26 protein-coding genes are annotated in these 26,325 nt (G+C 63.7%); 12 read left to right on the top strand and 14 right to left on the bottom strand.

Going from position 1 to position 26,325, the window contains the following annotated elements:
* Positions 1 to 84: 84 nt before the first annotated feature.
* The 4 genes from ABH924_RS05415 to ABH924_RS05400 form a co-directional block, all read right to left on the bottom strand.
* Positions 85 to 393, bottom strand: coding sequence for a hypothetical protein (locus tag ABH924_RS05415; RefSeq protein WP_404497524.1), 309 nt, complete (start codon positions 391 to 393; stop codon positions 85 to 87).
* A 418-nt stretch (positions 394 to 811) separates the two neighbouring features.
* A complete protein-coding gene (locus tag ABH924_RS05410) occupies positions 812 to 1,054 on the bottom strand; it encodes a hypothetical protein (protein ID WP_404497522.1) in 243 nt (80 codons plus the stop codon).
* 208 nt (positions 1,055 to 1,262) lie between these two features.
* A complete protein-coding gene (locus ABH924_RS05405) occupies positions 1,263 to 1,433 on the bottom strand; it encodes a hypothetical protein (RefSeq protein WP_404497520.1) in 171 nt (56 codons plus the stop codon).
* 858 nt (positions 1,434 to 2,291) lie between these two features.
* Positions 2,292 to 3,797 (bottom strand): FAD-dependent oxidoreductase, encoded by a 1,506-nt coding sequence (locus ABH924_RS05400; RefSeq protein WP_404497518.1) that lies wholly within the window; start codon positions 3,795 to 3,797, stop codon positions 2,292 to 2,294.
* Positions 3,798 to 4,041: 244 nt separating this feature from the next.
* On the opposite strand from ABH924_RS05400, the gene ABH924_RS05395 reads away from it, so the two are divergent.
* The gene (locus tag ABH924_RS05395) at positions 4,042 to 4,644 is read left to right on the top strand and encodes a TetR/AcrR family transcriptional regulator (RefSeq protein WP_404497674.1); all 603 of its coding nucleotides are present in this window, start codon (positions 4,042 to 4,044) and stop codon (positions 4,642 to 4,644) included.
* A gap of 22 nt (positions 4,645 to 4,666) precedes the next feature.
* Here the strand turns inward: ABH924_RS05395 and ABH924_RS05390 are convergent, their stop codons facing one another.
* The 4 genes from ABH924_RS05390 to ABH924_RS05375 form a co-directional block, all read right to left on the bottom strand.
* The gene (locus ABH924_RS05390) at positions 4,667 to 5,764 is read right to left on the bottom strand and encodes an EAL domain-containing protein (RefSeq protein WP_404497516.1); all 1,098 of its coding nucleotides are present in this window, start codon (positions 5,762 to 5,764) and stop codon (positions 4,667 to 4,669) included.
* 139 nt (positions 5,765 to 5,903) lie between these two features.
* A complete protein-coding gene (locus tag ABH924_RS05385) occupies positions 5,904 to 6,722 on the bottom strand; it encodes a class I SAM-dependent methyltransferase (RefSeq protein WP_404497514.1) in 819 nt (272 codons plus the stop codon).
* 9 nt (positions 6,723 to 6,731) lie between these two features.
* Positions 6,732 to 8,270 (bottom strand): putative bifunctional diguanylate cyclase/phosphodiesterase, encoded by a 1,539-nt coding sequence (locus tag ABH924_RS05380; RefSeq protein ID WP_404497512.1) that lies wholly within the window; start codon positions 8,268 to 8,270, stop codon positions 6,732 to 6,734.
* 36 nt (positions 8,271 to 8,306) lie between these two features.
* Positions 8,307 to 8,681: an STAS/SEC14 domain-containing protein gene (locus ABH924_RS05375; RefSeq protein ID WP_404497673.1), complete on the bottom strand. Its 375-nt coding sequence runs from the start codon at positions 8,679 to 8,681 to the stop codon at positions 8,307 to 8,309.
* 204 nt (positions 8,682 to 8,885) lie between these two features.
* Here ABH924_RS05375 and ABH924_RS05370 point away from each other — a divergent pair, with 204 nt between their 5' ends.
* A complete protein-coding gene (locus ABH924_RS05370) occupies positions 8,886 to 9,701 on the top strand; it encodes an MBL fold metallo-hydrolase (RefSeq protein ID WP_404497510.1) in 816 nt (271 codons plus the stop codon).
* Here the strand turns inward: ABH924_RS05370 and ABH924_RS05365 are convergent.
* Genes ABH924_RS05365 through ABH924_RS05350 form a run of 4 tightly spaced genes read right to left on the bottom strand, consistent with a single transcriptional unit; the run spans position 9,698 to position 12,335 of the window.
* Positions 9,698 to 10,303 carry a cation transporter gene (locus tag ABH924_RS05365; RefSeq protein WP_404497508.1) on the bottom strand — a complete coding sequence of 202 codons (606 nt, stop codon included), beginning with the start codon at positions 10,301 to 10,303 and terminating at the stop codon, positions 9,698 to 9,700. The two genes, ABH924_RS05370 and ABH924_RS05365, sit on opposite strands and share 4 nt — an antisense overlap.
* A 24-nt stretch (positions 10,304 to 10,327) precedes the next feature.
* Complete coding sequence (locus tag ABH924_RS05360; protein WP_404497506.1) at positions 10,328 to 10,942, bottom strand: cation transporter; 615 nt, start codon at positions 10,940 to 10,942, stop codon at positions 10,328 to 10,330.
* Positions 10,942 to 11,889, bottom strand: coding sequence for a cation diffusion facilitator family transporter (locus ABH924_RS05355; RefSeq protein ID WP_404497504.1), 948 nt, complete (start codon positions 11,887 to 11,889; stop codon positions 10,942 to 10,944). Before ABH924_RS05355 ends, ABH924_RS05360 begins: the two co-directional genes overlap by 1 nt.
* Complete coding sequence (locus ABH924_RS05350) at positions 11,886 to 12,335, bottom strand: ArsR/SmtB family transcription factor (protein WP_404497502.1); 450 nt, start codon at positions 12,333 to 12,335, stop codon at positions 11,886 to 11,888. Before ABH924_RS05350 ends, ABH924_RS05355 begins: the two co-directional genes overlap by 4 nt.
* Positions 12,336 to 12,460: 125 nt before the next feature.
* Between ABH924_RS05350 and ABH924_RS05345 the strand changes: the two genes are divergently transcribed.
* A complete protein-coding gene (locus tag ABH924_RS05345) occupies positions 12,461 to 12,604 on the top strand; it encodes a hypothetical protein (protein WP_404497500.1) in 144 nt (47 codons plus the stop codon).
* A gap of 536 nt (positions 12,605 to 13,140) precedes the next feature.
* Here ABH924_RS05345 and ABH924_RS05340 read toward each other — a convergent pair.
* Complete coding sequence (locus ABH924_RS05340; RefSeq protein WP_404497498.1) at positions 13,141 to 14,697, bottom strand: chitinase; 1,557 nt, start codon at positions 14,695 to 14,697, stop codon at positions 13,141 to 13,143.
* A 219-nt stretch (positions 14,698 to 14,916) separates the two neighbouring features.
* On the opposite strand from ABH924_RS05340, the gene ABH924_RS05335 reads away from it, so the two are divergent.
* The 9 genes from ABH924_RS05335 to ABH924_RS05295 all read left to right on the top strand — a co-directional run bounded on the left by ABH924_RS05335 (position 14,917) and on the right by ABH924_RS05295 (position 25,466).
* A complete protein-coding gene (locus ABH924_RS05335) occupies positions 14,917 to 17,262 on the top strand; it encodes a glycosyltransferase family 2 protein (RefSeq protein ID WP_404497496.1) in 2,346 nt (781 codons plus the stop codon).
* 155 nt (positions 17,263 to 17,417) lie between these two features.
* Positions 17,418 to 17,768, top strand: coding sequence for a helix-turn-helix transcriptional regulator (locus ABH924_RS05330; RefSeq protein WP_234749197.1), 351 nt, complete (start codon positions 17,418 to 17,420; stop codon positions 17,766 to 17,768).
* On the top strand, positions 17,765 to 18,478 hold the full coding sequence (locus ABH924_RS05325; RefSeq protein ID WP_404497494.1) for an aquaporin: 714 nt from the start codon (positions 17,765 to 17,767) through the stop codon (positions 18,476 to 18,478). The genes ABH924_RS05330 and ABH924_RS05325 overlap by 4 nt, the downstream gene beginning before the upstream one ends.
* Positions 18,475 to 18,897 (top strand): arsenate reductase ArsC, encoded by a 423-nt coding sequence (locus tag ABH924_RS05320; protein ID WP_404497492.1) that lies wholly within the window; start codon positions 18,475 to 18,477, stop codon positions 18,895 to 18,897. The genes ABH924_RS05325 and ABH924_RS05320 overlap by 4 nt, the downstream gene beginning before the upstream one ends.
* Before the next feature lie 191 nt (positions 18,898 to 19,088).
* Complete coding sequence (locus tag ABH924_RS05315) at positions 19,089 to 20,402, top strand: MinD/ParA family protein (RefSeq protein ID WP_404497490.1); 1,314 nt, start codon at positions 19,089 to 19,091, stop codon at positions 20,400 to 20,402.
* Between the two features lie 370 nt (positions 20,403 to 20,772).
* Positions 20,773 to 21,627: a hypothetical protein gene (locus ABH924_RS05310; protein WP_404497488.1), complete on the top strand. Its 855-nt coding sequence runs from the start codon at positions 20,773 to 20,775 to the stop codon at positions 21,625 to 21,627.
* Positions 21,628 to 21,786: 159 nt separating this feature from the next.
* Positions 21,787 to 22,740, top strand: a complete 954-nt coding sequence (locus ABH924_RS05305; protein ID WP_404497486.1) for a hypothetical protein — start codon at positions 21,787 to 21,789, stop codon at positions 22,738 to 22,740.
* A gap of 106 nt (positions 22,741 to 22,846) precedes the next feature.
* On the top strand, positions 22,847 to 24,067 hold the full coding sequence (locus ABH924_RS05300) for an MFS transporter (protein WP_234748919.1): 1,221 nt from the start codon (positions 22,847 to 22,849) through the stop codon (positions 24,065 to 24,067).
* 85 nt (positions 24,068 to 24,152) lie between these two features.
* A complete protein-coding gene (locus ABH924_RS05295; protein WP_404497484.1) occupies positions 24,153 to 25,466 on the top strand; it encodes an acyltransferase family protein in 1,314 nt (437 codons plus the stop codon).
* A gap of 3 nt (positions 25,467 to 25,469) precedes the next feature.
* Here the strand turns inward: ABH924_RS05295 and ABH924_RS05290 are convergent, their stop codons facing one another.
* Entirely contained in the window at positions 25,470 to 26,264 is a 795-nt protein-coding gene (locus tag ABH924_RS05290; RefSeq protein WP_404497482.1) for an alpha/beta fold hydrolase, read from the bottom strand.
* Positions 26,265 to 26,325 lie beyond the last annotated feature (61 nt).

Raw genomic sequence — 26,325 nt, 5'->3', positions numbered from 1 at the left:
CCTCTAACCAGTGCGGGATGTGGGCGGCAGCGCTGCACTGGATCCAAGACTACTATCTGCTGACACAGGGGCCCATCGGCGGGCTCATGGAAGGCTCACCTGAAGGACGGCGTTGTCGCCATCTTCGCTGAGTGTTACGTCCTTGGACAGGGTCTGAAGCGTCGTCATCCCGAGGCTGGGACGGATCTGACGTCGGAGCCGGCCAGGAGAACTGATGCTTAGGTGGATGGCTCCGGCGTCCGTTGCCGCTCGTGCCGGGTGCGGCTCTTGGGCCGACATTGTCACGCGGACATGGCTTCGTTCACCGTGGCGGATGGCGTTGGTGAATCCGTCTGAGAGCACTTCGATGACTGCCTCGGCCCTGGCGGGGTCCTCGTCGCACAACGAACACACTCCGGGCTCAATGTCGCATGCCAGCTTCAGGACGCGCCCCCAAGTACTCAGCAGGTCCTGGATACTCGATGCTGCGCTCCCTGCCTGCCCGGGCCCGCCCTTTGATTCACCAGCGGCGCCTGTTGGTTACGGCTCAGGATCGATTACGACGGCGGTGCGCCGGCGGTACCCTTCGCGGCGCCGGCTGCCGGTGGCATCGCTTCAGTGGCGGAGCGCAATCGTGACAACGAAAATCGTGGCGGCAGCCAACACTCCTAATCCAACGTAGGACAGCTGCCGCTGAATCCTTCTTCGACGCTCGCGTCGTTCATCCCTGGCAAGATATCCCGTTCTGAAGTTCCCCACGCCGGGACGATATCGTCGCTGAATTTCCGTTGGGGTGCCGGGGTTCGGGTATTGCGACCGGGTTCGCTGCCGCCTACTCGCCCTTCCCAAGGTTGTTGAGAAGGTCTGGGATCTGGTTTCGGAGGATGTGTGCTGCGATGCCGAGAGCTACGAGTGATGCGCCGAGCGGGGCAAGCCCGAAGCGTACGACTGAGACGATGAAGCCTGTGAGCCACATGCCGACACCCGCGCCGGCCCCTCCTTGGAGAGAGAAAAGCAGCGAAAGTAAGTTCGTGGCCAACATTTCGAAGATAACCCCGCCCGCGCAAACCATCACGCCAATAATGAGTAGCCGGTTTCTTACTTGGACAAAAATATGTGGTGTTTGCAATTGAAGCTCCTATTCATATTTGGCCCCGACGGGCGTAGGAGCACCCCACCCTCAGGCGAGACAATCCCCTTAAAACCAGATGTACAAAATTGGCTGTCCTATCGCTTAAAGCCAGATTGGACCGCGCCATGATTGCGCGTCGTCGATCGAGGGACTAGGAAGGCGGCTCCCGGTAGGCGTGCATCATCGTGTCGGTGCGATCGAGCTCGGCTGCGCGTGCGCGTGCGGCCTTCTTCCTCCGGTGAAGAACTACTTCATTGATCACGTAGGAAACCAGGACCACAGATGGCAAGAGGATTTGAAGCCACAGGTCCCAATTGGTCATAAAAAGGGGCGCCAAGGATGCTCCAAACATCGGCGGATGCGCGTAACTGTACCATTTCACGATTGCCTTCTATCAGCAGCCGCAATCCCGAAAGAAAGGCGCGCAGTAGCTGAGGCAATAATATGTAGACGCAGCAAGGGAAACTCCTATTCATATAGGTGCCCCCGCGACCCACAGCTTGCAAGAAATTTTACGACATTATCGACTTTGTTAGAAGGGATTTTCTAGCGTCCGTTTGACGGTCACTCGCAGTTCCCCGGAGGGACACGGGCTGCGAAGCCTTCCGACGCCCCGCGCGGGGGACTAGGATGCCGGAATGAAAGTTACGTTGCTCCGTGGGGAGGGCGATGGCCGGCCCGATTGCCCGCATCAATTCGTCGGTCGCTGCAAAGAGTGTCAGGATGCTGACCGAAATCCGAGTGGTGAATCCGGTGGCCATGAGCCAGTGAGCCCCAGCGAATAATCGGGCGTGGAGCGTCCGAGAGGTGTCCTTCGTCGGTACTTGCCTCGAAATGAATAGGTGGAATCCATGCGGATTACCGTGATTGGGCGAGGTCACGTCGACGGCGCCTTGGCGCGACGCTGGACGGCTGCAGCCACGATGTGACTGCGCTTGGCCGGGACGGCGGTGATGCCACCGGCGCCGACGTCGTGGTCGTCGCCATTCCGGGAGACTCGATCGCCGTCGGCTTGGCCAAGATTGACGGCCCTGACGGTCAGGTGACAATCGACGCCAGCAATACTTCGGCGATCGGCCGCCGGGCTACGATTCGATCGCCCAGCAGGTCAAAGCGATTATCGGCGGGCTCATGGCAAAGGCCTTCAACACCGCCTCAACCCAAGCTGAACACCCAACCCCTACTGCAGCTTGAACAAATTGTGCGTCGCCGGCCCCTCCAGCAGCTTTCCCGCGGCAGTGTAGCGCGAGCCGTGTAGAGGGCAGTCCCAGGACTTCTCGGCGTCGTTCCAGTGCAGGATCCCACCCAAGTGCGCGCATTCTGCGGACACCCTGCACACCACGCCATCAACCTTGCAGATAGCCGCAGGCTTCCCGTGGAAAAGTCCCGTGACGCCCGTGCCCTCGGCGGGGTTGGTTTCCTCCGTGATGGCCGGCTTCTCCTTCAGGGCTGCCTTGTCCCGGAAATTCTGCTGCTGTGTCTCTACGTTCAACGAAATCGTCGACGCTGCACCACGGGGACCCGTAACGCGGCGGTGGATGGTATGGGCCCAATCCAGCTTTTCACCACGGATATCGGCGGTGACATCCAGGGCCGCCGCAACACCATTTGTCATGCCCCACTTGTTGTAGCCGGTGCCGAAGAAGATCTTCCCGTGCCCCCGGGGAAACCTGCCAAAGAACGGCATGAGATTACCGGCCTGGTAGTCCTGGGCAGCCCACGTGTGCGTGACCTCGGCACCCGGATAGTGCTGTTGGGCCCAGCCGAGCAGCTCATTCACATGGACTTGCGTCGACGGCGCCCGGCCACCCGCGTGCCCGAACCCGCCCACCAAAAGCAACGCCCCGCCGTCGGGCAGTGGATAGTCCCTCAGCGAGCGGGTAGGCGGCTCCGCGGAAAGGTACATCCCCGGCGGCGGGCTCATGCCGTCCGGCAGCCGCAGCGCAGCGGCGTACGAGCGATTCGGCCTCAGCTTCGCGAAGTAAAGCCCGCGGTTAAGGATGGGTGTCCCGGTGGCGAGCACCACGTAGCGGGCGCGGACCTCGCCCTTCCTGGTGACCACCGTCAGGGGATCGCCGTTGCGGACATTCATGACGCGGATGCCCTCAACGATGCTGCCGCCGGCGGCCCGAACATCCGCAGCCAGCGCATCCAAGACGTCCATGGGGTTGAATTGGGCCTGCTTCGGAAGCCGCAAGGCGGCGTCGACGTCGAACGGCAGCCCCGTCTCCCGGGTGGACTTGACGTTGAGCCCGGCAGCCCGACAAACATTGGCTTCGGTGACGAGGTGTTCCGCGCCGGTGGGCGTGGTGGCGAAGGTGTAAGCGTCCCGGTACTGGAAAGGCACGCCCCGGCCCTCGAGGTACTCGAGCAGCCATCTCTGTCCTGCCCGGTTCGCGTCAACGTAGGCACGGACCACGTTCACCGAATACTGGTTCCGTAGCCTGGACAACGTGGTGCCCTGCAAAAGGCTCAACTTGGCCGTGGTGTTTCCGGTGTTGACCGCCCCGATATGTCGGGCCTCGAGGACCAGCACGTTGCTCCCGGTCCGTGCCAGCATGAGGGCCGTAGCCAGGCCCGTGATTCCGGCGCCGACCACGACGACGTCGTAGCTGTTCCCGGGCGTGAATTCATCGGGGCTCGCGGCTGCCGAAGCCTTGCGCGCGTCTAGCCACAAAGAAGTCATAGCGGTCCCACGTCCCTTCAGCCGGGCGCGGTCCACACCGGAATTAGCGCGGTGGCGGCCCGGTAGTGCCAGAGAAGCAGAAGGCCGCAGTAGAAGCAATAGGGGAGCGCCGACGTCGCGGGTTGCCTGTGCCGAGTTCACGCAAGAAGGGTCATGACAGACCGGTCTGACTTGTGGGTGTGGGAGTAGGATTGCTATCGCGATGAGTACCCCAGATGCCTCGGATGCACCCGGTTCGTCCTCCATGCCAGCCGGACAAACGACCACCCGTGACGACGCGGTGGATCGAATCCTGGACGCCGCCTACGAACTGTTCTCCCGGCGCGGGATCCGCGCGGTCGGGGTCGATCAGCTCATCGAGCGTTCAGGAGTTGCGAAGGCCACCTTCTACCGCCACTTTCCGTCCAAGGACGACCTGGTTCTTGCCTTCCTCGCGCTTCGCGACCAGATCTGGACCGTGGACTTGATCATCTCCGACGCCCGGAGCCGGGCAGACACCGCCGAGGAGCAGTTGCTCGCCATTTTTGACGTATTCGGGGACTGGTTCGAGCGGGAGGATTTTGAGGCGTGCTCGTTCATCAACGTCCTGCTCGAAATGGGGCGTGAACATCCGCTGGGGAAAGCCAGCATCGGCTACCTCGCCAGGATCAGGGGACACATCCAGGAGTTGGCAGAGGAAGCCGGGCTGGAGCACACCGACGAGTTCGCTCGCTCCTGGCACATCCTGATGAAGGGCTCGATCATCTCGGCCACAGAAGGAGACGTCCTGGCGTCCAAACGCGCCCAGCAGATGGCGGCTTGGCTGATAGAACACCATCGAGGCTCGGAACGCCCAGTAACTGCCTGAGTTTTCTGAAGCGCAGGGTCTGTCAGGTCCGCGTGGTCCTGCCGCGACCGCCCGGGGAGGCGAGATGCCGGGCACGCCCGCGCCACTTGGCCCATTCGCTGGGCTGGACCGAGGGCCGCCCAAGGTGATACCCCTGTCCGAGGGATACTCCCAGGCCAGCAAGAGTGGCGAGCTCGTCCTTGGTTTCGATGCGTTGGGCGGTCAAGGCCGCCCCGATCTCCCGTGCGAACCCGACCTCCGCCTCGACGAGTTCCTGCCGGAGGGGGTCCATGTTGAGAGCTGCAGTCAGATTCCGATCCAGCTTGATCATCTCCGGCTTGAGCCGAAGAATATGGCTGGCCCCGGCGAAGAAGGAACCCGTGTTTTCGATGGACAAGCGCACGCCGGCGCTGCGCAGCGGAGCCACTGCGGCGTCGAGCGAGGCGGCCTGCTCCTGCGGGAACGTCCCGGAGATTTCAAGGATCACCCGGTCGGGCGCCACCGCAGTTTGCTCGAAAAGCACAGGAAGGCGCGGATCCAGGCAGACCTCGGGGGAAAGCTTCAACGCCACGAAAAGGTGGGGCGGCAGCTTTAGCGCGGCCTCGAGCCCCGACTCCAACGCCGCGAATTCAAGGTCCGTTCGGAGCCCCGAGTCCTCGGCTTCCGCGAACCAATAATCGGCAGGGTCCCCGCTATCGCTAACGAAGCGGGTCAAAGCCTCGGCGCCGACGACGGTGGCCGTGGCTAGGTCGAAAACGGGCTGGAAGGCGGTCATCAGCATCCGGTCCCTGAGGACCGCCTCGAGCCGCGGGCTGCTTGGGTGCTGGCTGCTTGGGTGCTGTAGGTCCGGGTCGCCCTGCGGGGCCGGGCCGTTCGGTTCACCCTGCGGGGCTGGCTGTTCCGACCTGAGCGAAGACAAGTGCTCCAGCAGCGCCTCTTCCGGACGCCCAGGGTGGGCGGCAATGTGCTGGCGAAGTTGTTCGCGCACAGCATCCGTTGCCTGCGAAGAGTCCGACAAGACTTCATCGATGATTTCCAGGACCTGGAGGCGCAGCCCACGCAATTGCTCGAGGGGCGGCTCCACAGTCTCCGGACTGGCCCGCATCTCGGCGTTGGTCAAAGACGGTTTCCGCGTTGACATGAAATTATTCCTTTGCCTTTAGCTCCGGCTGAGCCCGGGACCTGCAAACTAAGGGAATACTACAGCCGAACAAACCGGTCGGCCCGGATTGAAATGAAATTTTCATTTGGATGTAACGCGCGGTGCGCAACTTGTGCAGTCACACCCGTCCGTGCTCTGTTCCGGAATCTTCCGCGCCCGACAGGAGTGCGTAATATCCGGGAACCCACTGCGGAAGGCCGCTGGCGTTCATCGGGACCACTTCGATGTTAACCGGGCCGTCCGCAATCAACTGCCAGTCCGAATCCGAAAATACGCCGTGCCGTTCCCTGGCACCGAAATGCCCGGGCCGGGGAAGGTTCTCCAAGGCGCGCCGCAGCTGCAGGGGCATGCTTTGCCGGGTGGCGCCGAGCTCGGTCAGGTAACCGAGGCTATTTCCGCGGAAGTTGGTTTCGGCCAGTAATACCCGGCCTCTGTTCCCGACGACGGTTCGCAGGTTGGCAGCCATGGCAGCCTGCTTGCCGGGTTTCAGGACGTGGAAGACTCCGCGGACAAAGACATTGGCGGGCCCCAGCCGCTTCAGCAGGAGCTCTCCAGCACCTGCCCCCGCAGCATCCAGAACCATGAAGTCGGCATTTTGGACCCCTGCGGCTTCCCTGCTCGCCATCTCGATCGCCCCCTTGGACACGTCGATTCCGAGAACTCGTGGAAATAGGCCGGCAAGCCAGCGGGTGTGGGTACCGTTGCCACACCCGACGTCAACTACCGGAAGAGCTGGATCAAAGTGAGCCGCAATCGCGTCGGAGTACTGCGCACGCTCGGCCGGGGAGTCGGAGTCCCACAGCACGTCTCCGGAACGGCCAGTAGTGCGGATTCCGCGCCAATATCCTTCCCACGCGGTGTCCGGATTTCTCGGTGCACGGGAAGCGAGGCGTACTACTGTGGGGACAAGCAGCATCTGGTCCCAAAGCTTCGACATGGGCTAACTCTACAGACGCCGTGCGGGCCGGCGGAGTTGATCCGGTACTTCCGCGGCTGGTCCCGGATATCCGTAAAAGTAGCCTTGCCCGTAGAGGCAACCCATGGCTTCCAGCTGGGCCGCCTGCTCGGCGGTTTCAATGCCTTCAACGGTCGCGTTGAGCCCCGCAGCGAAAATCAGCTGGAGAATGGCTGAAACGAACTTTTGCTGCCGGGGGTCCGACTCAATGTCCTTAATGAGGGACTGATCGACCTTCACTGTGTCTGCCGGAAGCGACCTAAGGTAGCTGATGGACGAATAGCCGGTACCGAAGTCGTCAATTTGCAACCCCACGCCGAGCTCCCGGAGCCTGCTGAGGACCTGTTCCTGTCCGGTTTCCCGGGACATCAATACGGTCTCGGTGATCTCCAAGATCAAACGCCGCGGATCCACGCCATACCTGGCCAGGGTGTCCCTGATGTCCTCCAGCAAGTCGGTTCGAAGGAGTTCGGCGGCAGAAAGATTGATGTGCAGACAAAAGTCTGTCAGGTCCGGGTCGGTTTGGCTCCAGCGCCTCATCTGGGCGAGACCTTCATGCAGCACCCACCTTCCCAGCTCAAAGATCAGGCCGGTTTCTTCTGCGATGCCAATGAAGCTGCCCGGCATGATGATTCCGCGGACAGGGTGATGCCATCGGAGGAGGGCTTCGATGCCGATAACGCGGCCGGAAGCCAATTCGACCACCGGCTGATACAGCAGCGCCAGTTCCCTTCCGGCAACGGCGGTGCGTAGTTCGGCGGTTATTCGCGACCGTTCCTGGACGGCGTCAAGCATATCCGGGTGGAAGAGCTGGACATTGTTGCGGCCCCGCGCCTTTGCCCGGTACATGGCAATGTCGGCATCGCGCATCAGCGCCTCTGCCCGGTACCCCGGCTTACCGATGCAAACGCCGATGCTCGCCATCGCCCAAACCGTTTCTATTCCGATACACATGCTGTCCTGCAGATACTCCGACGCACGGTGCGCAATTCGAAGGATTTCCTCTTCCGTGGCCGCGGTTATGAGGATGGCAAACTCATCCCCGCCCAGGCGCGCCACAGTATCCTGTTCCCTGACGGCGGAACGGAGACGTTTGGCAACTTCCACCAGCACGGCGTCACCGGCGCTATGGCCCAGGATGTCATTGATGGCCTTGAATGAGTCCAGGTCCAGGAGCAACACAGCCGGGGCTTTTCCGCCGTCCGTGCTGGACAGGATCGCTTCCTGGATCCGCTCGGTAAGCAGCGTCCTGTTTGCAAGGCCCGTTAGGGCATCCGTCTTGGCCATCTGTTCCAGCTCAACCTGTGTTCGCCGCAACATAGCCGTGCGGGCGGCCACCCGCTGTTCCAGATCCGCATGAATGTGGCCCAGTTCCTCTGCGAGCAGGTTGACTCCCGTGATGACAGCATCAATGTCATCCCGATGCTCCGAAGGTTCAATGCGTGCGTCCAGATCGCCGGCAGCCAATCGGACAACGCCGTCAACCAAAAGCTGCAGGCGCGGGTCCTCAACGCTCTCCCTCGAGGTCACTTAATCCCTGCGGGCAACAGCAAGTACATCCGGGGCTCACACACCCGCATTAAGCCAGTCCAAGGCCTCGCTGCGCGATGTAAAAAAACGAGTCGGGCAAGGCGGGACGTGCACTCCGAGGAAGAAGTTCGCCAGGACCCGGTCTACAGGCGACGTACCTAACAAGGCGATGCGCGAAGCGCCGCAGGGAATAGACCACACACCCCTGGCCTCTCGGCTAACGGAATTGACTGCGGCCATGTCTACAAGCATTGGATACTGCTCCTGCTGGCATAGCTCGTTGACTTTCGCCATGGCCGCCCGGGCATCCTCAACCTGAATGTCGACCCCGGGCAGCCAGCGCAGATGGAGAAGACCGTCGACGCCCAAATCGACACTGGCCTTTCCACCGTCCGCAGTATCCGGTACCACGATCACGTCCTAAAGCTGTCCCTAGTTAACAAGTAGCAATCGCCAACCCCGATAGCGTAGCTTCCCGAGGATTGGTCCTCAAGCCCTCTCCTACGCATTTCGAAGGGCCCGGGTCTCAACTGCGCCTTTCCTCCCGATCCTTCCGGCTCCACGTGGGTAGAATCGAGGCCTGAACACTGCCGGAACGCATCAGACGGAGAAACAATGTCAGCATGGCTCGAAGTCGGCCCTAACAACTACGTGTTGGAGACCGAAGGGTGCCTGCTCAACACGGGCCTCGTTGTAGGCACGGAACGAGCCATGGCGATCGACACCGGTTGCGGCCCCCGGCAAGGCCGGCAAATCCTCGCCGCAGTCCGCGAAAAAACCCAGCTGCCGCTCGTCGTCGTGAACACCCACGCCCACTACGACCACTACTTCGGCAACGCCGTTTTTGCCGACGACGGCGTCACCGAGTTTTGGGGGCACGTCAACTGTGCGGCGACAATCGACGACGACGGCGACCACCAGCGCCGCTTCGTCTCCGCCACCGAGCCGGAGATGGCCGCGGGCAAGGGCGACGACGTCGAACTCGTCATTCCCAACGCGATCGTCAAGGACCAGCCCGTCCTGGTCGATCTCGGCGGCCTCACAGCCACCCTGTTCTACTTGGGCCGCGGCCACACCGACGGCGACCTCCTGGTAGGCACGCCCAGCACCCTTTTCGCCGGTGACCTCGTGGAACAAGGCGCGCACCCGTCGTTCGAGGACTCCTACCCGGAAGATTGGGCCGACGTCCTGCGGCACATCTCCGCCCTGCGGCACCGCTACGAGTTCCTCATCCCCGGCCACGGCAAGCCCTGCAGCGACCAATTCGTGAAGACCATGGCCGACACCATGTCCACAGCGGTACGGCAGGCTAGGCAGTCGATCCGGGACACGCCGTCGGACGCTACCAAAGCGATCCCGGTGCTTCCCTACGGACCCGAGCAATCACGCTGGTTCATCAAGCGGCTCCAGGAGACGCAAGCGCACCACTAAAGGGTGTGTTTGAAGGCTTGACGGGCCTCGCGGACCGCGTAGTAGATGATCACGACTCCAGCCAGGGGATCGGCCCACCACCAGCCGAAAAGGGCATTAAGGACAAGGCCTGCTAGGACCGCGCCGGCCAGGTAGGCATCGACGAGGGTCACTTTTCCTTCGGCGCGGAGCACGGGATTGCCCAAGCGGTGCCCGGTGCCGATCTTGCCCCACGCGAGGGCGAGCATGACTACGAAGGTCAGGGCCGTCCAGACGATGCCCGGACCTGAGGTGGCAGGGCGGACGCCGGTGGCAAACACAACGGCCACCTGGATGAGCAGGTAAGCGCCAAGAACGGCGAAGGCCGTCCCTATCAGGCGCATCGCGGGGGCTTCGCGCTCCTTGTGGGCACCTTTGAGCTGCCACACCACCACGATCGAAGCGAAGATCTCGATCAGGGAATCCAGGCCGAAACCGGCCAGGGCCGGGGAGCCGGCCTGAATGGCGGCGGCTGCCAGGACGCCGAGGCCCACTACGTTCCAGCCCAGTGTCGCGTATTCCAGCCGCAGCCCGCGACGCAACAAGAGCCTGTGGTCTTTGCTTTTGTTGCTAATGCTGGCCATGGGTTATCCGTTTCTTTGAGTGCGCTAGCAGCAGTCTTCACCCTTCCACGCTTCGCGGCCTTCCTTGACGGCGACCGCGGCGATGATGAGGCCGATGACGGGGTCAAGCCACCACGCGCCGAAGAGCGCATTGCCGGCCAGGCCGATCAGGACGGCGGCAGCAGTGGCGGCGCAGAGAAGATTCTGGGTTCCTTCCCCGGCGGTGGCTCCTGAGTTCAGCCTGGCACCGAGGCGCTGCTTGGCGACACCGATGACAGGCATGATGACCAGGCTCGCCGCCGTGAGCACGATGCCCAGGACGCTGTTCTCGGCCCGGTGTCCCGTGGCCAGGTCGATGAGCGACTGGATTCCGATGTAGGGGGCCAGGAGCCAGAAACTAACGGCGACGGCCTTTTGCGCGCGCCCTTCGGCGGTTTCCGACAGTGTGCGGGACCCGGTGAACCGCCAGATGACAATGATGCTCGCCAGGCCCTCGACGGCGGAGCTGAGCGCCCAGCCAATCAGGGAAACGGAGCCCGCCGTCCCGCCGGCAACAAGGCCGAGGGCTCCCTCGAGGACCATCCAGATCAGGCTGAACCAGGAGAGCAGCCGGACGGTACGGGCGTCCTTGATCCAGGACCGGGGCGGGGCAGTGGTCATCAGTGGGTTCCGGTTTCGTGGACGGCGTGGCCGGCGGGTTCGAGCTGGAAGGTGGAGTGTTCGACGTCGAAATGCCCGGTCAGGCAGTTTTGCAGTTGGTCAAGGATGAGCGGGGCGTGTCCGTCGTGGAAGCAGCTCTCGTCCAGGACGACGTGCGCGGAGAGGGCCGGAAGGTCGGAGGTGACGGTCCAGACGTGCAGGTCGTGGACGTCATGCACGTGCCCGGTCTCGAGGAGGTGTTCCCTGACCTGGTCCAGGTCAACACCTTCCGGTGCGCCTTCCAGGAGGATCCTCCCGGAGTCCCGCAGCAGCCCCCACGCGGCGTGCAGCATCAGGGCCACCACGATGAGGGAGGCAATCGCGTCCGCACGGGTAAAACCGGTGGTCAGGACGACGAGCCCGGCGACCGCCGTCGCAATGAATCCGTAGAGGTCGGTCAGGATGTGCTGGAAGGATCCTTCCACGTTCAGGCTGGACCGGTTGGCTTTGGCCAGCACCCACACCGCCACGAGGTTCACGATGACCCCGAGGATCGCGACGACCAGGACAGGGCCGCCGTCGACCGGTGGCGGATCAAGGAGGCGGTGGACGGCCTCCACAGCCACGAGGGCGCTGATGACCAGCAACGTGATTCCGTTGGCGGCCGCGGAGAGGATTTCCGCGCGTTTGAATCCGAACGTCCAGATTCCCCGCGCCGGACGGGCCGCGAGGTTGATCGCCCACAGCGAGGCAGCGATCGCCCCGGCGTCGGTAAGCATGTGCCCGGCGTCCGAGAGCAGGGCCAGCGAGCCGGAAACGACGGCGACAATCACCTCGACGATCATGAACCCGACGATCAGCGCCAACGCCACAAGCAGATAGCGCCGGTCCGCGTTCACTGCTATCGCGTGACTGTGGCCATGGTGTTTGGTTGTGTTTCCTGCAGCGTCGTGGTGGTGGGTGTTCATTGGCCGTTGTCCTTCTTGGCGGGGGCGGTGCGGGCCGGACTCGTGCTGGCGGGACTCGTGCGCTCGGGATGGACGGCGACCGTATGTCCGGTGTGGGTCAAGCCCAGGTCCAACAGCATCCGCACGTGCGCATCATCCAGCCGGTAGTAAGCCATCCGGCCGCGCCTCGAAACAGAAACCACCCGGTGGGCGCGCAGCAGCCGCAACGCATGGCTGACCGCACTCTCGCTCATCGCCGTCGTCGCGGCGAGGTCGCACACGCACAGTTCCCCGCCTTCCAGCAAGGACGTCAACAGCCGCAAACGCCCCGGATCGCCCAGCAGCGAGAACACATCCGCCAACTCGGCAATGTCATGATCCGAGGGCAGAGCCGCGCGGACGAGTTCGACCTTGTCGGGGTCGACAAGTTTCACGCCGCATTCATCGACGGCTTCTCGAGCAGCCACAGGACCTCCAACATATGAACAAGTATTCAGATGTCAGTATAGGGGACATGGTTCTAGCCGGGGGTTGCCAGCTGGGAACTCCTTCTTGTTGCCTGAGGGAAACAATCGCGGCGTACGCTCCCCGTATGGGGAACAAGATGATTGGGCTCTCGGCTCGCGAATCGAAGCGGGAAATTCTGAAGCAGCGCCTGCAGATGCTTACGTACGTGGGGCTGGCCATCCTCGCCGTGGCGACCGTGGTCGTCGTCGTCATAGCGCTACGACGCTAGGGGATTGGGTTGCGTTAGCGGCCTTGACTGATCCGAGCCACGCGGAACGTGGCGCACCAAAGTTTCGCCGATGGTGGACTCAATCTTCTCCATTTGGAGGTACTCGGATGTCATCGGGGCTGATATTTTTGTGTGCACTCCTTCGGAGCAAACACAAAAATTGGGGGCACGAACATGTCCAAAGCGGAGAAACTACTCTTCATAGTCGCCGTAGTGCTTGGAGCTATCGCCGTTCTGGTTGTTGGCTATATCTGGATCGGTTCGGCGGTATTTGGCCTTAACACTTCGCGGCTCGATCCCGAACAGGGCCCAACCTGGCCATTCGCGGTCGTTTCCCTCTCCGTCGTCGGCTCGCTTTTTGCCTTAATGGGAGGAATCCTCTTGGCGGTATTCAGCGCGCATCGGACGCCCCATCCTCCGGACCGCCGGTAACTCATCACGAACACTCACGCTGGTTCATCGACGTCGCGCGAACTGGCAGCAGATGCCCTCTGGAAACGATTTTGCGGGCATCTCCTGCCAGTTCGCGCTTAACTTCAGGAGGCCGGCGCAGATTGGATTTGGGCCGGGGTCAACCTTGCCCAAGGGGAGTCCGGGGCCCCTTGGACTGCGGCTTCCGGGCTGTCGCCTTGGGTCCACCACTTGGCTTCGAACGCGGACCCTTCGAAGAGGATGCGGTCGCCCATGTGATAGATAGTCTCCGGCGCCCATGCCGGGAAGGTTCCCGCGGGAACCGTTGCTTTGGGACTTGGCCTGTCTCCGGGTAGCACCGGACCCACGAGTTTCCACGGGGTGGCACCGCCCTGCAGGACCGGGTTGTCCGGGACGTCAGCGCGGGTCCACCATTTTGCCTCGTAGACGCTGCCGTGCCAGACCACCCTGTCCGCCGCGGTGTAGGCGGCGTTAGTATTCCAGATCGGATAGGGGCTCGTTGCCGGGTCATCGGTGGTGGTGGCGGCTGCACTGCTTGAGGCAGTGGCTGTCGGCGATGGAACTACTGTCGGCGTAGGCAGCGCCACATCATTGGCAAGGGTGGCGGAGAACAGTTGGGAACCCTGGACGACCCCACTGCAGCTGTCCGAGACCTTGCTCAAATCGGGGTAGTTAGGGCTGCACGTCCTATCCCTGTTCATGGACCACATTGACAACCTGCCGAGGCCCTTGCCCTTGACGAAGCTGTTCATGGTGGCGGCGTCATCGAGGGTGAATATTTCGCCGGCGATATCGTTCTGGCCGACCATGACGGTCAGGCCAAGCTTGCGCCAGAGGGTTTCGCTGCCAAAGTCAGTTCCGGCGTTGCGGTAGAGGGCGGCAAGCTGTCCGTGGGCGGCATCCGCAGCTGACTCTGACGCCCGGGACATGCTCCAAGCTGCAGGCTTACTGGCGCCGAAATCCATCGTCATGATGTTCACGCCCTCCAGTTCGACCCCACCAGCGAGGGTGTGCGCCACGATGCCTTGGCCTTGGCTCGTGAGGCCGTTCGGGTCGGCCGCAAGGGTCAGCCAGACGGCGAGGGACTTGCCGCTGGCTTTGCGTTCCTTCTGAAGGGCTGCAATGGCTTCCGCCCGTCGGTCGGCAGCGGCCGTGTCGCCCAAGGCGACGCCTTCGACGTCGAGATCTACCGTCGCGACGTCGTAGCGATCCACGATCTGCCGGTAGGCGTCAGTCAGGGCCTTCGTGTCTTTGCAGGAAACTGCGAGTTCGTTGTTGTTCAGCCCGCCGAAGGAAACCGCTGTTGCCCCTCCAAGCTGGCGGAGCCGGGCGATCCTCCTGTCCAGATCGAGGTCGGTAGCTGCCTGGTCAGGGCTGTACGCCGCACCCCAGGACGGGGCGCAGTCCTTCTTCGGATCGGCGACGACGAAGGACAGCACCACGGCTTTCGCGCTGGGCACGGCCGGATCTTCGAAGGCGAACCGCGGCGTCGCCGTGATGTCCACATAGCCTGAGAACACCGAAGGCATGGATGCTGCGGCACTGACGTCCTGGACGTTGCGGAGGCCGAAGTAGCCCGCCGTGACCGCTGCGACCACGATGACGCAAAGGATGCCCAAACGCGGGACGGACAGCCGGCGGCCGGGAAAGCGCTTCGACACAGAGATACCCCTAGAACTTTGTGAATAGGACTTCACGGATGCCTGGGAAAGATCTCACTCCCCGGGAAGTGCCGCAGCTTGGCGTAGCATTTCCACGAGTCTTGTCCCAACTCCGCGTTGTTCGCCTATCATAGGGGCGCACTGTAGTGCGGGCCGTCACATTACGCCCGCATTGTGCCGTGCGCCCGCTGGGGGCGCACGGACAGCGAATGGGGATTCATGTCGGATCAGATCGTGCTGCTTCGCCCCGATGAAGAGGGAACGACGGCCGGGCAGTCTTCAAAAGCCCGAAAGCGTCAGTGGGGCGCAGAAAAACGCTCTGAACCGCTCTCGATCGTCCATCCGGCACCATCGCGGCGGAAAATAGTCCTCGGCCGCATCGGCGTCCTCACCACCGTGCTCGCCTGGGTCGGCTATGTGGTCACGACGGTACTCAAGCAGCTGGTGGATAACCCCGGCGCTGGATTCCGCTTCGGCGCCGAAAGCCTCTCCTACTTGGTGGTGGTGTCCTTCCTGACGTTCTCGGCGTTGATGTACCTCACCGCCCGTCAGGGCGCCCTGACTCGTTTTCGGGCCCACCGACGGGTTCCCCGAGGGGAGCTGGACCGGCATTTCTTCGACTACTCGGAGGGCATCACGGTGCTGGTTCCTTCCTACGCAGAAGAACCGGAAGTAGTCCGCGGCACCATGTGGTCCGCGGTCCTGCAGGAATTCCCGGACCTCAGCGTAGTGCTCCTTCTCGATGACCCACCCTTCCCGGAAGACCCCGACGTGCTCCGGCGCCTGGAAGCCACCCGCGCGCTCGCCGGTCAGATCACGGAAACCCTCAAGGAACCAGCGGCGAGGGTCAACGCCGCCTACGCGAAGTACCGCCGTCGTCGTGATCAAGAACCCGGCCTGGATCCGGGGCCTAACGCCGGCACCGAAGTGGAGCTGCTCATCGCCGAATACGAATACGCTGCGGAGTGGCTCGAAGCAATGGCCGAGACCGAGAGCGTCGAGGACCACGTGGATGAGTTTTTCGTCGACCTGGTCCTCATGGGCCTGGCCCGGGAACTACGCCTCGTGATTCTGGCCCTTTCGGCCGCCAACGCACAGCAGGCCTCGCCCGGCCCGGAACGCATCGCTGAGCTGTACGCGCGGCTTACTTGGATCTTCAACGCTCGGGTGTCCACGTTCGAGCGGAAGCGGTTCGCCAGCCTCTCCCACGAGGCCAACAAAGCCATGAACCTGAACGCCTACCTCTCGCTCATGGGCGGTACCTGGCACCCCGAACAAACAGCGGACGGGACTGTCTTGCGGCCGGCAGGGGTGGTCGACGGCGACACGCTGTCGATCCCCGACACCACCTATGTCCTGACCCTGGACGCGGATTCGCTGCTGCTGCGCGATTACTGCCTCCGCCTGGTTCAACTCCTCGAATCCCCGGGCAATGAGCAGGTAGCCGTCACCCAGACCCCGTATTCCTCCTTCCGAGGCGCCCCGACCCGGATCGAACGCATCGCCGGTGCCACCACGGATATCCAGCACATCCAGCACCAAGGGATGACCCAATACGGCGCCACGTTCTGGGTGGGGGCGAACGCTGTGATCCGCAAACGCGCCCTGGAAGACATCGTCGAGATCTCAACTATGGGCGGCTTCGAGGTCAGAACCTACATCCAGGACCGCACCGTCATCGAAGACACTGAGTCCAGCGTGGACCTCGGCAAGCACGGCTGGACCCTGGCCAACTATCCCGAGAGGCTCAGCTACAGCGCCACCCCGCCGGACTTTGGATCGCTCGTGGTACAGAGACGGCGGTGGGCCAACGGCGGCCTGCTGATCCTGCCCAAACTCTGGGAACAGATCCGCAACCGCCGGGGCCAAGCCAGGCCAGTCGTCTTCCGCGAGATCCTGCTTCGGGTCAACTACATGGCCTCCATCACCTGGGCCAGCTTCGGGCTGCTGTTCCTCCTCGCATACCCCTACGACAGCCGTCTCCTCAGCCCCTTGGTCTTCCTTGCCGCCCTGCCCTACTTCCTGGCCATGGGCAGCGACCTGCGCGACTGCGGCCACCGGTTCAGCGACATCTTCCGGATCTACGGCTTCAACCTCGTTCTCCTTCCCGTCAATCTGGCAGGCGTCCTGAAGTCCCTCCAGCAAGCGCTCACGGGAGACAAGATCCCGTTCGTCCGCACCCCGAAGGTCAAGGACCGTACCGCAGCCCCGGCCCTCTTCGTCCTCGCTCCGTACCTGATCGTCGCGTTCTCTTTGTTGACGGTCTGGCGCAACTGGGAACTTGGAAACTGGGGCAACGCCGCATTCGCCGCCTTCAACGCCATAATGGCCGCCGGCGCGATCCGGGCCTACATCGGACTGGCCAACTCCGGAGTGGACATGTACCTGGGTGTGTTGAACTGGCTGTACGTCGAGCCAAAGAAGCCGAAAGCGCTACCGCCGGCCATCATTCCCAAAACCCCCGAACAGGTCGACTGGGAGTCGCTGCTCTACCACGGGGACCGTCGCCTGAACCGCGACCTCCGCGGCAAGAACGACCGCCGGAAACGGGCCGGATCGGTGTAGGGCCGGCGCGTGGAACAGATCCGCCGCGGTTCCTTGCTGCGCGTCCGGTGCGGAAATGAAAGTACCCGCGCGCATGGCTGGAAATGCGGGCCGATGGCGGACGACGATCCGGCCTTGCCTTAAACATCGACAAGTGTAAATATTTACGTGTGTCTATGTCATTGGAGTTAACGCCTGTCCAAACGGTGGCGTGTTGTTCGCCGCTGTCCAGGGAGCCCTTGTCGGAATCCGAAGCCGAAGGAATCGTTCCGCTACTGAAAGCGCTGGGCGATCCGGTACGGTTGCGGCTGATGTCCCTGGTGGCGTCCCATGAGGGCGGCGAAGCCTGCGTATGCGATCTGAACGACGCCTTCGAGCTGTCACAGCCGACCATCAGCCACCACCTGAAGGTCCTGCACGAAGCGGGTCTCCTGGAACGCGAAAAGCGCGGCGTCTGGGTCTACTACCGTGCCCGTACCGATGCCCTGGCTGGCCTGGCGGCCTTGATCGGGGGACAGGGCCAGTGAGCGTTCTGACACGGCGGGCCGTGGCGGAGTTCGCCGGCACCGCCTTCCTGGTCATGGCCGTGGTGGGGTCCGGCGTCATGGCCTCGCGTCTGTCCCCGAACGACGTCGGGCTGCAGCTCCTGCAGAACAGCATCGCCACCGGGGCCGCGCTCGTCGCATTGATCCTGGCACTACAACCGGTTTCGGCATCCTTCAACCCCGTTGTCACTTTGGTGGAGCGCGCCCTGGGGATCCTGGACACGCCCACGGCCCTGGCACTGGTCGCCGCCCAGTTCGCCGGCGGCCTGGCCGGGACCGTGCTCGCCAACCTGATGTTCGGCCTCGACGCCGTGACGCTCTCCACGCATGAACGTGCCGGGGGAGGGCTGTGGCTCGGCGAAGTCATCGCTACCATCGGGCTGCTCCTGGTCATCTTCGGCACCATCCGCTCCGGGCGGCCTGACAGGGTTGCCTTTGCCGTCGGCGGGTACATCGCGGCAGCCTACTGGTTCACCAGCTCCACCAGCTTCGCGAACCCCGCGGTGACCGTGGCCCGGACCATCACGGACACCTTCGCCGGCATCGCCCCGGCGTCGGCCCCGGCGTTCATCCTCGCCCAGTTGCTCGGCGGTGTTGTCGGGTTCTTCCTGATCCGAGCCCTCTACCCGAGCGTTCCCGCGCTGCCTGCGCCTTTGCCAGCTCCCGCACCCGATCGAAAGGTCCTCTTATGAGCACTGAAACCGTCAAGAAACCCTCCGTTCTCTTCGTGTGTGTCCACAACGCCGGCCGTTCCCAGATGGCTGCCGCCTTCCTCACGACCCTCGGTGAGGGCCGGATCGAGGTCCGCTCCGCGGGTTCCGAGCCCGCAGACAAGGTCAACCCGGCCGCCGTCGAAGCCATGGCCGAACTTGGAATCGACATGTCCGCCGAAATTCCCAAGATCCTCACCACCGAGGCCGTGAAGGAATCCGACGTCGTCATCACTATGGGCTGCGGCGACGAATGCCCGTACTTCCCTGGCAAGCGCTACGAGGACTGGGTCCTCGAAGATCCGGCCGGCCAGGGCCTGGACGCCGTCCGCCCCATCCGGGACGAGATCAAGAGCCGCATCGAAGGCCTGATCGAGTCCCTCCCGCCCGCCGCCGGGTAGCGCCACCTCAGCCGCCTGCCGTCGCCTCCAGCCACAAAACCGGGCCCAAACGAAGGCCCAAAACCGCTGGCCAAACTGCCCGGCACGGCCCACATGTCAGGTTTGAGGCCGTCGCCATCTAGAATTGCTGGTTGAAGCAATCTAAACGAGAGCCGCGGCGCACAACGCTGCGAGTCCTAGGGGACAAGACCATGCCGGATTCTGTGGACAACGAAGCCAGCGCCGCTGCATCTAACGAAGGGCAGCCCGAGCTTCGTCGACGCCGCGATCGCCGCCGCGAAGAGGGTGACGCCTGGACAGGAACCATGCCGATCATTACGCCGAACGATTCCGACGCGCCCGCATCCACTCCTGCCCCGCTCCAAAGCAGATCCTGGGCTGAAGCGGCAGCCGCCGCCGACGCGTCCGCCGGGGCGGTAGCGGACCTTGCGGAAACAGGCCGCGAAGACTCGACCATCGGTGACGCGAGCCGTGAGGAACCACGCCTTGAGATTCCGACGGCGGCAGCACCGGCGTCGGGCGCTGTTCCCCCGGCTGCCGTACGAGCCGGACGCGCCGCAGCCGCCAGCGCTCCGATCTCCGACTTCATCTCCTCCCCGGGTTCCTTCGTGAGGGAACAGAAGCCGCGTCCCATCGGTGGCTTCCGCGGCATGCTCTACAGGCTGACCGGCGGTGCCTGGAACCTCGGACCCAGCGCCAAGCAGCGCGAAGAGGACGAGCTGGCGCGGCGCATTTCCCGCCAGCTTCAAGGCAGCTACAACACGGCCGTCCTAAGCCTCAAGGGTGGAATCGGCAAGACCTCCACCACGGTCGGCGTGGGCCTCACCTTGGCGGAATTCCGGGGCGACCCGCCCTGCGCCATCGACGCCAACCCCGATTCCGGCGACCTCGTGGAGCGCGCCCTGGGTGAGGGCATCTACCAGAAGGCCACGCCGCGCACCATCACGGACCTGCTCAAGAACGTCGACAACGTCGATTCGCTCACGGCGCTGGCCCGGTACATGCACCATGCAGGCCGACTGCACCTGATCGCCGGCGAACAAGACCCGGAAGTTTCGGATTCACTGACCGCCCAGGAATACCTGCGGATCCGCCAGTTGATCTCGGGATACTACTCCATCGCGCTGACCGACTGCGGCACCGGAGTCACGCACAATGCGATGAGCGGCATCCTTCAATCGGCCGACAACCTCATCATCGCCGCCGGCTATGCCGTGAGCGGTGCCAAGCGTGCCCGCAGCACCCTTCAGTGGCTTGCGAGCCACGGCTACGAGGAACTCGCCCGCAACGCGATCGTGGTCATCACGGACAAGGACGAGGTATCGTCCCGCGTGGACAAGGATGCCATCGAGGATCACCTCTCCGGGATCTGCCGCCAGTTGATTGCCGTGCCGCACGACAGGGGAGTGGCCGACGGCGACCTGGTCACCCTTGACGTCCTGCGCCCCGACACCCGCCGTGCGTACAAAGAGATCGCGGCCGCGATCGTGGACGGGTACGTGTAGCGCTTCTTCTTTTCGGTGCCCCGCCCAACTGACTCGCAGTACATGTCGTTTAGAGCGCTCTAAACGACATTAAGTGCGAGCTAGTTGGGTGGGGCTACTTAGTTATTGCTTAGAGTGACGCTGGCGACACTCTATTCATTACTTGGTTTTACCCGGGCATGAGCGGGTTATTACTCGACTACTACGCGGATTGCAAATTGTCGCTTCCGCCGGGATTTCCCTAGAGTTGCACCTGGACGTCATTCGCTTTGCGGGGCGCCCTCGCCATGACCGGGAACTGGGCCCGGGCATGGTGCACCCAATTCCGTGCCTTCATGACACCCTGCTGCGCCCGTTTCTGAACCCGAGGCCAGCACCCAGGAGCCTCCTTTTGATTCCCAAAAAACTTGCCTTGATGTTCGCTGCCGTGCTTCTCCTCGGACTGACGGGTGCCACTGGCGCTCGCCCCTCCGCCAACACAGCGCCCGACGCCGGCCCCACGCCAATCGCGAACGCCGCACCTGTCGCTGAGGTGGCCCCGCTCGCAACGCCAGCACCGTCCGCTACCCCGACTCCCGCACCGCCCGCCGTTCCGCAGCCTGCCGCCGCACCCGCGCCCGCCGTCGTCGTGCCCCAAGCTGCCCCGAGCGGCTCCGTGAAGGTGCTCGACACCACCGCGGCCATCACCGACCCCAACTGGTTCCGCCAGGCCTACGCAGAGGGCTTCCGTCTCTACGTCATGCACTCCACCGTCTGGGGCACGTGCACCCCATGGCAACAGACCCAAGCCCAATTGAAGATGGCGCTCGACGCCGGCCTCAAGATCGCGGTCTACACCCGTGACGCTTCGTGCTGGGAGAACGGGATCAACGCCGCAGGCCCGTACATGTCCCAACTGCAGTTCTTCGCCCTGGACATCGAGCCCGGTGGATCCCTGGTGACGCGGGCCATGGTGGATGGCGTGCGGAGCCTTGGCGTGCGGCCCGTGATCTACAGCGGCAGCGGCATGTGGCCAGGGTTGATGGGCAACAGCACCGCATTCTCGGATGTGCCCCTCTGGGATACGGACACGAGCACCCTCAACTACGCCAGCTGGACCGCGAACTACCTGGCGCCGGCCCCTATGCAGTACGGCGGCTGGAACTCGGCCGGCACCATGCGTGTCGGGATCCAGCAGAAGTTCGAACACACCCTGAACGGCATCAACGTGGACTTGAACTCGTTCGACGCGGGCTTCCTGAAGTAGGCGCGGCGCTTAATTCCTGACGCAGAGGGAATTCCGTGGTCGCAGGGATAATGCAGTGTCGGACGGCACGGGACGCATCGGGACTATTTCCCCGGAGTTGTCCACATGGAGGAAATTGGTGCTGCCACGTGCCGCAGTCCACATGGCAGCTTCTTATGCATGACCCACTTACCCCGCCTGATCCTCAGCCGAGATCACCTTTCTCTCGGAATGACCCTCAAGGAACTCGCCCGGAGCGCCAAAACGGGTGCCTTGCATCGCGTCCGCCAAGGAGTGTACGTTGACGGCGCCGCATGGGCCGCACTGAAACCGTGGGAACAATACCGTGTCCGGGTCAGCGCTGCGGCCGAAACCTCTAGCGCACGGACCATATTCGCCAGGCACTCGGCAGCGTCTGTGTGGGGGATCCCCACCATAGGCGTGCATCATCCGGTGCAGGCCCTGACTCTCCAGAACGACGGCGGCCGCTCGCGTGCCGGGATATCCCGCCACTACGCGGACCCCGCTAGCCTCAAGGTGTATCGCTGCGAGGGACTGCTGGTGACTGACCGGGTGCGCACGGTGCTGGACCTGGCCGCCTTCACCCCGTTCGTCGAATCCATCGCTCCCTTGGATCACGTGCTCAAAGCCGACCGGAAACGGGGATTGCCCGCCATCACGAAAAAGACGCTTCTGGCAGGAGCGGATGGAATTTACACGGCGGCGGCCATCCGGAGAATCCAAGCGGCAGTCGATTTCGCAGATCCCCTGTCCGGATCTGCGGGGGAATCCTACAGCCGCGCCTTGATGCATGTCGCCGGATTCGAGGCCCCGGTTCTTCAACGTGAATTCCGCGACGAAGCGGGCCTCGTGGGCTATTCGGATTTCTATTGGAAGGGTGTGCGGGTGGCCGGGGAGTTCGACGGCATCGATAAGTACCTGAAACCGGAATACCTCAAGGGACGGACTGCCGCTCAAGCCGTCGTCGAGGAGAAGCTGCGTGAGGACCGGATCCGTGCCACCGGGTCCGGCGTCGTCCGTTGGGTGTGGGCAGAACTCATGGCTCCCGGCGTGCTCGAACGGAAGCTGGCAGCGGCAGGCGTGCCCCGGCGTCGTCCGCGCGGAGCCCAATGAGGCGCGGAATGCCTGGCGCTGCGCTGAATGCCTAACGCAGCCGGAATTCCCTGTGCGGCAGGTATTTGGCGCGTCGCAAAGGAGGCGGCGTCCTAGGATGAAAGGGATGACCACCACCAGCACCCTTCAGCCCTTCAATCTCCGCAGTATTGCGTTGCCCGCCTTTGGGCCCGCTTTGCTGTTCTGTATCGGCGAGGGCGCGGTGCTTCCGGTGGTGGCATTGTCCGCCCGCGACCTTGGTGCTTCCGTGGCGGTTTCCGCGCTCGTGGTCACCCTGATCGGGCTGGGGTCTTGGTTCTTCAACCTGCCCGCTTCGCTCATCACCATCAAGTTCGGCGAACGATGGGCCATCGTGGCCGCGGGCGCAGCCGGAGCATTGGCCCTGTTGGCTGCCGGATTCGCGCCGCTCCTTGCGCACAACGGCATCTGGCTGCTCGCCGCGGCGATGACCGTGGTCGGGATGTCCACCAGCGTCTTCAACCTCGCGCGCCAGAAGTACCTCACGGAAGCCGTCCCGGTCATCTACCGGGCGCGCGCACTCTCGACGTTGGGCGGCGTCACCCGGATCGGCGTGTTCATTGGTCCGTTCGTCGGCGCGGCCGTGATGCAGTTCGCCGGCATCAGCGGCGCGTATTGGGTTGGCGTGGCGGGTATGGCGGCCGCCGCGGTGCTGTCCCTCACCATCCCGGACCTTGTGTTGCCGGACGACGTCGACGGCGGACGCAAGGGTCCCGAGCCCACCCTCCGCGGCGTCGCGGTTTCCCACGCGGGCGTGTTCCTGACGGTCGGGACCGGGATCCTGCTCCTCAGCGCGCTGCGGGCCTCACGCCAAGTGGTCATCCCTTTGTGGGCAGACCACTTGGGATTGGACGCCACACACGCGTCACTCATCTACGGCTTGTCCGGCGCGATCGACATGCTGGTGTTCTATCCAGCCGGCAAGCTCATGGACCGCAAGGGGCGCATGTGGGTCGCGGTGCCGTCCACCCTCATCATGGGCGCGGCGTTGTTCCTCATGCCGTCGTCCGCGGATTTTGTGGGGCTGCTGCTGGCCTCGCTCCTGATCGGCTTCGGCAACGGCATCGGTTCGGGACTCATCATGACCCTCGGAGCCGACTTTTCCCCGGACAAAGGCCGCGGGCAATTCCTCGGTTTGTGGAGGTTCATCTCGGACGCCGGTGCCACAGGCGGACCCGTGCTGCTCTCGGCCCTCACCGCCGCCGTATCGCTCGCGGCGGGCGTCTGGGCCACGGGCTTCCTGGGCCTGGCCGCCGCGGCGGTGTTCGCCGTCGCACTCCCGAAACTCAAGCACCGCAGGAACTACTGAGCCTCTGACGAGGCCTCACTGACGGCCGGGGCGCCCGTCATTCGCTCCCAGACTCCGGTCAGGTGCCCCCGGTATGGTGAATTGGATGTTCTCAGTCATCGCGCCTCCGCATCGTGCTCCCACTGCGAATCCGACCGCCGGGAAACCCCTCACGGACAGCGGCCCGCCGCTTGGTCCCGGGGCGGAGAATCGCCCGCCGAAGAGCGAAGCAAAGCAATCCCGGCCTGATCTCGCGACACTGACCGCGCTGCGTTTCGTTGCCGCGCTGTGGGTGGTGTTCTTCCATCTTCAAGCCATGCAGCACACCTTCCTCGCGCCCGTCTATGAGCTGTTCCGTCCCTTCATTGCCAACGGCGACCTGGGCGTGGACGTGTTCTTTGTGCTCAGCGGCTTCATCATCACCTACACCTACCTGGACCGGTTGGGCCCACGGTTCCGTTGGCGAGCTGCAGGAGACTTTGTCTGGGCCAGGTTCGCCCGGATGTGGCCCGCGTTCGCGTTGGTGGTAGGCGTGGTTGGACTCTGGTTCGTGTACGGGACCGCGCAGGAATCCGTGCGGGAGTGGTCCCTCCAGACCCAGGCTCCGGACCTGTCGCCGTGGGGTCTGGCCAAGCAGCTGCTGATGATGCATCTCTGGTTCCAACCGGGTACCGACGGCGCCAGCTGGTTCGGCCCTGGCTGGACGGTCAGCGCCGAGTGGCTGGCCTACTTGGCATTTCCCCTGCTGGCGCTGGTCCTGTTCCGGCTGCGCCAGCTGCATCCGCTGGCGGCACTGGCGGCCTCCGTGCTCGTCCTCCTGCCGACGGCCATCTGGGGTCCGGACCTGCCAATCGCGACGGTTGAGCATCAGCCGTACGAATGGTTGCTGCGGATCGCATGCTGCTTCATTTCCGGCGCTTTCGCTTGCATCGCCGCACGGAACTCAGACCGTATGAAGTTCAACCCTGCCTTGGCCGGTCCCGGCGCCCTGCTGACCGGAACCGCCGTCGTCGTCTTCCTCGCCACAGCCGGAAAACCTGGCCCCGGACGGCTGGCTGTGCTTGCCTTCCCGCTGCTCATTGCCCTGCTTAGCCTGACCCGCGGCTGGCTCCGTTCGGCGTTGTCGGCGCGGTGGCTGCAGTATGGCGGGCACAGTTCCTACAGCCTGTACTTGGTGCACATGTTCTTCATCTACCTCTTCTACTGGCTTATCAGGGACTGGCCGCACGGCGCCGGACCGCTGGCGGAGAACCTGCTCGCTGCGGCATGCCTGCTCGGGATTGCCTTGGCCACCCATCTGCTGTTCAAGTACGTCGAGGAACCGGCCCGGCTCCGGCTGCGCGCATTGGTGCCGAAGGCGGGTGCCGCGAGGGTGGGTACCGCCGTCGGGCACTCAAGCCGGGGCAGCGCCCATCAGTGAACGTCAGCCGAGGGAACTGAGGAACGCGGTCGTGTCCGCTGCCACCTGGTCCGGACACTCCCATAAGACCAGGTGCCCTACTCCGGGATAAACCTTCAACACGGCGCCGGGTATTCGAGCTGCGAGGGCTTCCTGGTGCCTTCGAGGCAGCACGGAGTCATGTGCGCCCCACAGGATCAGGGTGGGCGCGAGAATGGTTCCGGACTCGGTGGGCGGAGTTGCCGTACGCAAACCATCGAGGATGCGCTTCCACGCGTGCGCGGGCATCCTGACTCCGTCGCGTACCCGGTCCTCGATAAACCAAGCAGGAATCGCATGCAGCAGTGGGAACCAAGCCAGGGAAGTCCGTACCCAGTTCTCGTCGATGGGATCCTGGAGGCGGTCGACTTCGTTGGCGAAAGCGGGCCGAGCCCGAAGGCTCAGGGGAGAACCCACCAGCACGAGCGCCGCGACACGATCAGGGTGCCCGATGGCTAACTGCTGGGCCACATAGCCGCCGCTGGAGGAACCAAGGACGAACGCCCTGGGCACGTCGAGCGCATCCAGGATGGCTGCGGCGTCCCCGGCCTGTTCTACCAGCGAATAGCCGAGCTCCGGTTTCTCCGCGTCGCCCTGCCCGCGGAGGTCGGGCGCGTAGACCCTGAAGTCCGTCAGCAGAGGTACAAGGCGGTCAAAGCTGCGCCGGGATTCACCCCAGGCGTGCAAAAGCAACAACGGCTTCGCGTCGGCATCGCCGTGGACGAGGCACGGAACCCGTATGCCCGTGGTGAGCCTGAGATCCAGGACTTCGGCGCCCATAGCATCAGGGTACGCCTCGCCGCGCGGCACTAAGGTGAGCGCCGCCGTCGGGCATTCACGC

Source organism: Arthrobacter sp. GAS37 (assembly GCF_044908325.1).
GTDB lineage: Bacteria > Actinomycetota > Actinomycetes > Actinomycetales > Micrococcaceae > Arthrobacter > Arthrobacter ramosus.
This window is presented reverse-complemented; position numbering and strand designations above follow the sequence as displayed.

Coding starts and splice junctions, on each gene's coding strand:
- ABH924_RS05405 (WP_404497520.1), bottom strand. CDS start 1,433: ATGACCAATTGGGACCTGTGGCTTCAAATCCTCTTGCCATCTGTGGTC.
- ABH924_RS05400 (WP_404497518.1), bottom strand. CDS start 3,797: ATGACTTCTTTGTGGCTAGACGCGCGCAAGGCTTCGGCAGCCGCGAGC.
- ABH924_RS05395 (WP_404497674.1), top strand. CDS start 4,042: ATGCCAGCCGGACAAACGACCACCCGTGACGACGCGGTGGATCGAATC.
- ABH924_RS05390 (WP_404497516.1), bottom strand. CDS start 5,764: ATGTCAACGCGGAAACCGTCTTTGACCAACGCCGAGATGCGGGCCAGT.
- ABH924_RS05385 (WP_404497514.1), bottom strand. CDS start 6,722: ATGTCGAAGCTTTGGGACCAGATGCTGCTTGTCCCCACAGTAGTACGC.
- ABH924_RS05370 (WP_404497510.1), top strand. CDS start 8,886: ATGTCAGCATGGCTCGAAGTCGGCCCTAACAACTACGTGTTGGAGACC.
- ABH924_RS05365 (WP_404497508.1), bottom strand. CDS start 10,303: ATGGCCAGCATTAGCAACAAAAGCAAAGACCACAGGCTCTTGTTGCGT.
- ABH924_RS05360 (WP_404497506.1), bottom strand. CDS start 10,942: ATGACCACTGCCCCGCCCCGGTCCTGGATCAAGGACGCCCGTACCGTC.
- ABH924_RS05355 (WP_404497504.1), bottom strand. CDS start 11,889: ATGAACACCCACCACCACGACGCTGCAGGAAACACAACCAAACACCAT.
- ABH924_RS05345 (WP_404497500.1), top strand. CDS start 12,461: ATGGGGAACAAGATGATTGGGCTCTCGGCTCGCGAATCGAAGCGGGAA.
- ABH924_RS05335 (WP_404497496.1), top strand. CDS start 14,917: ATGTCGGATCAGATCGTGCTGCTTCGCCCCGATGAAGAGGGAACGACG.
- ABH924_RS05330 (WP_234749197.1), top strand. CDS start 17,418: ATGTCATTGGAGTTAACGCCTGTCCAAACGGTGGCGTGTTGTTCGCCG.
- ABH924_RS05320 (WP_404497492.1), top strand. CDS start 18,475: ATGAGCACTGAAACCGTCAAGAAACCCTCCGTTCTCTTCGTGTGTGTC.
- ABH924_RS05315 (WP_404497490.1), top strand. CDS start 19,089: ATGCCGGATTCTGTGGACAACGAAGCCAGCGCCGCTGCATCTAACGAA.
- ABH924_RS05305 (WP_404497486.1), top strand. CDS start 21,787: ATGACCCACTTACCCCGCCTGATCCTCAGCCGAGATCACCTTTCTCTC.
- ABH924_RS05300 (WP_234748919.1), top strand. CDS start 22,847: ATGACCACCACCAGCACCCTTCAGCCCTTCAATCTCCGCAGTATTGCG.
- ABH924_RS05295 (WP_404497484.1), top strand. CDS start 24,153: ATGTTCTCAGTCATCGCGCCTCCGCATCGTGCTCCCACTGCGAATCCG.
- ABH924_RS05290 (WP_404497482.1), bottom strand. CDS start 26,264: ATGGGCGCCGAAGTCCTGGATCTCAGGCTCACCACGGGCATACGGGTT.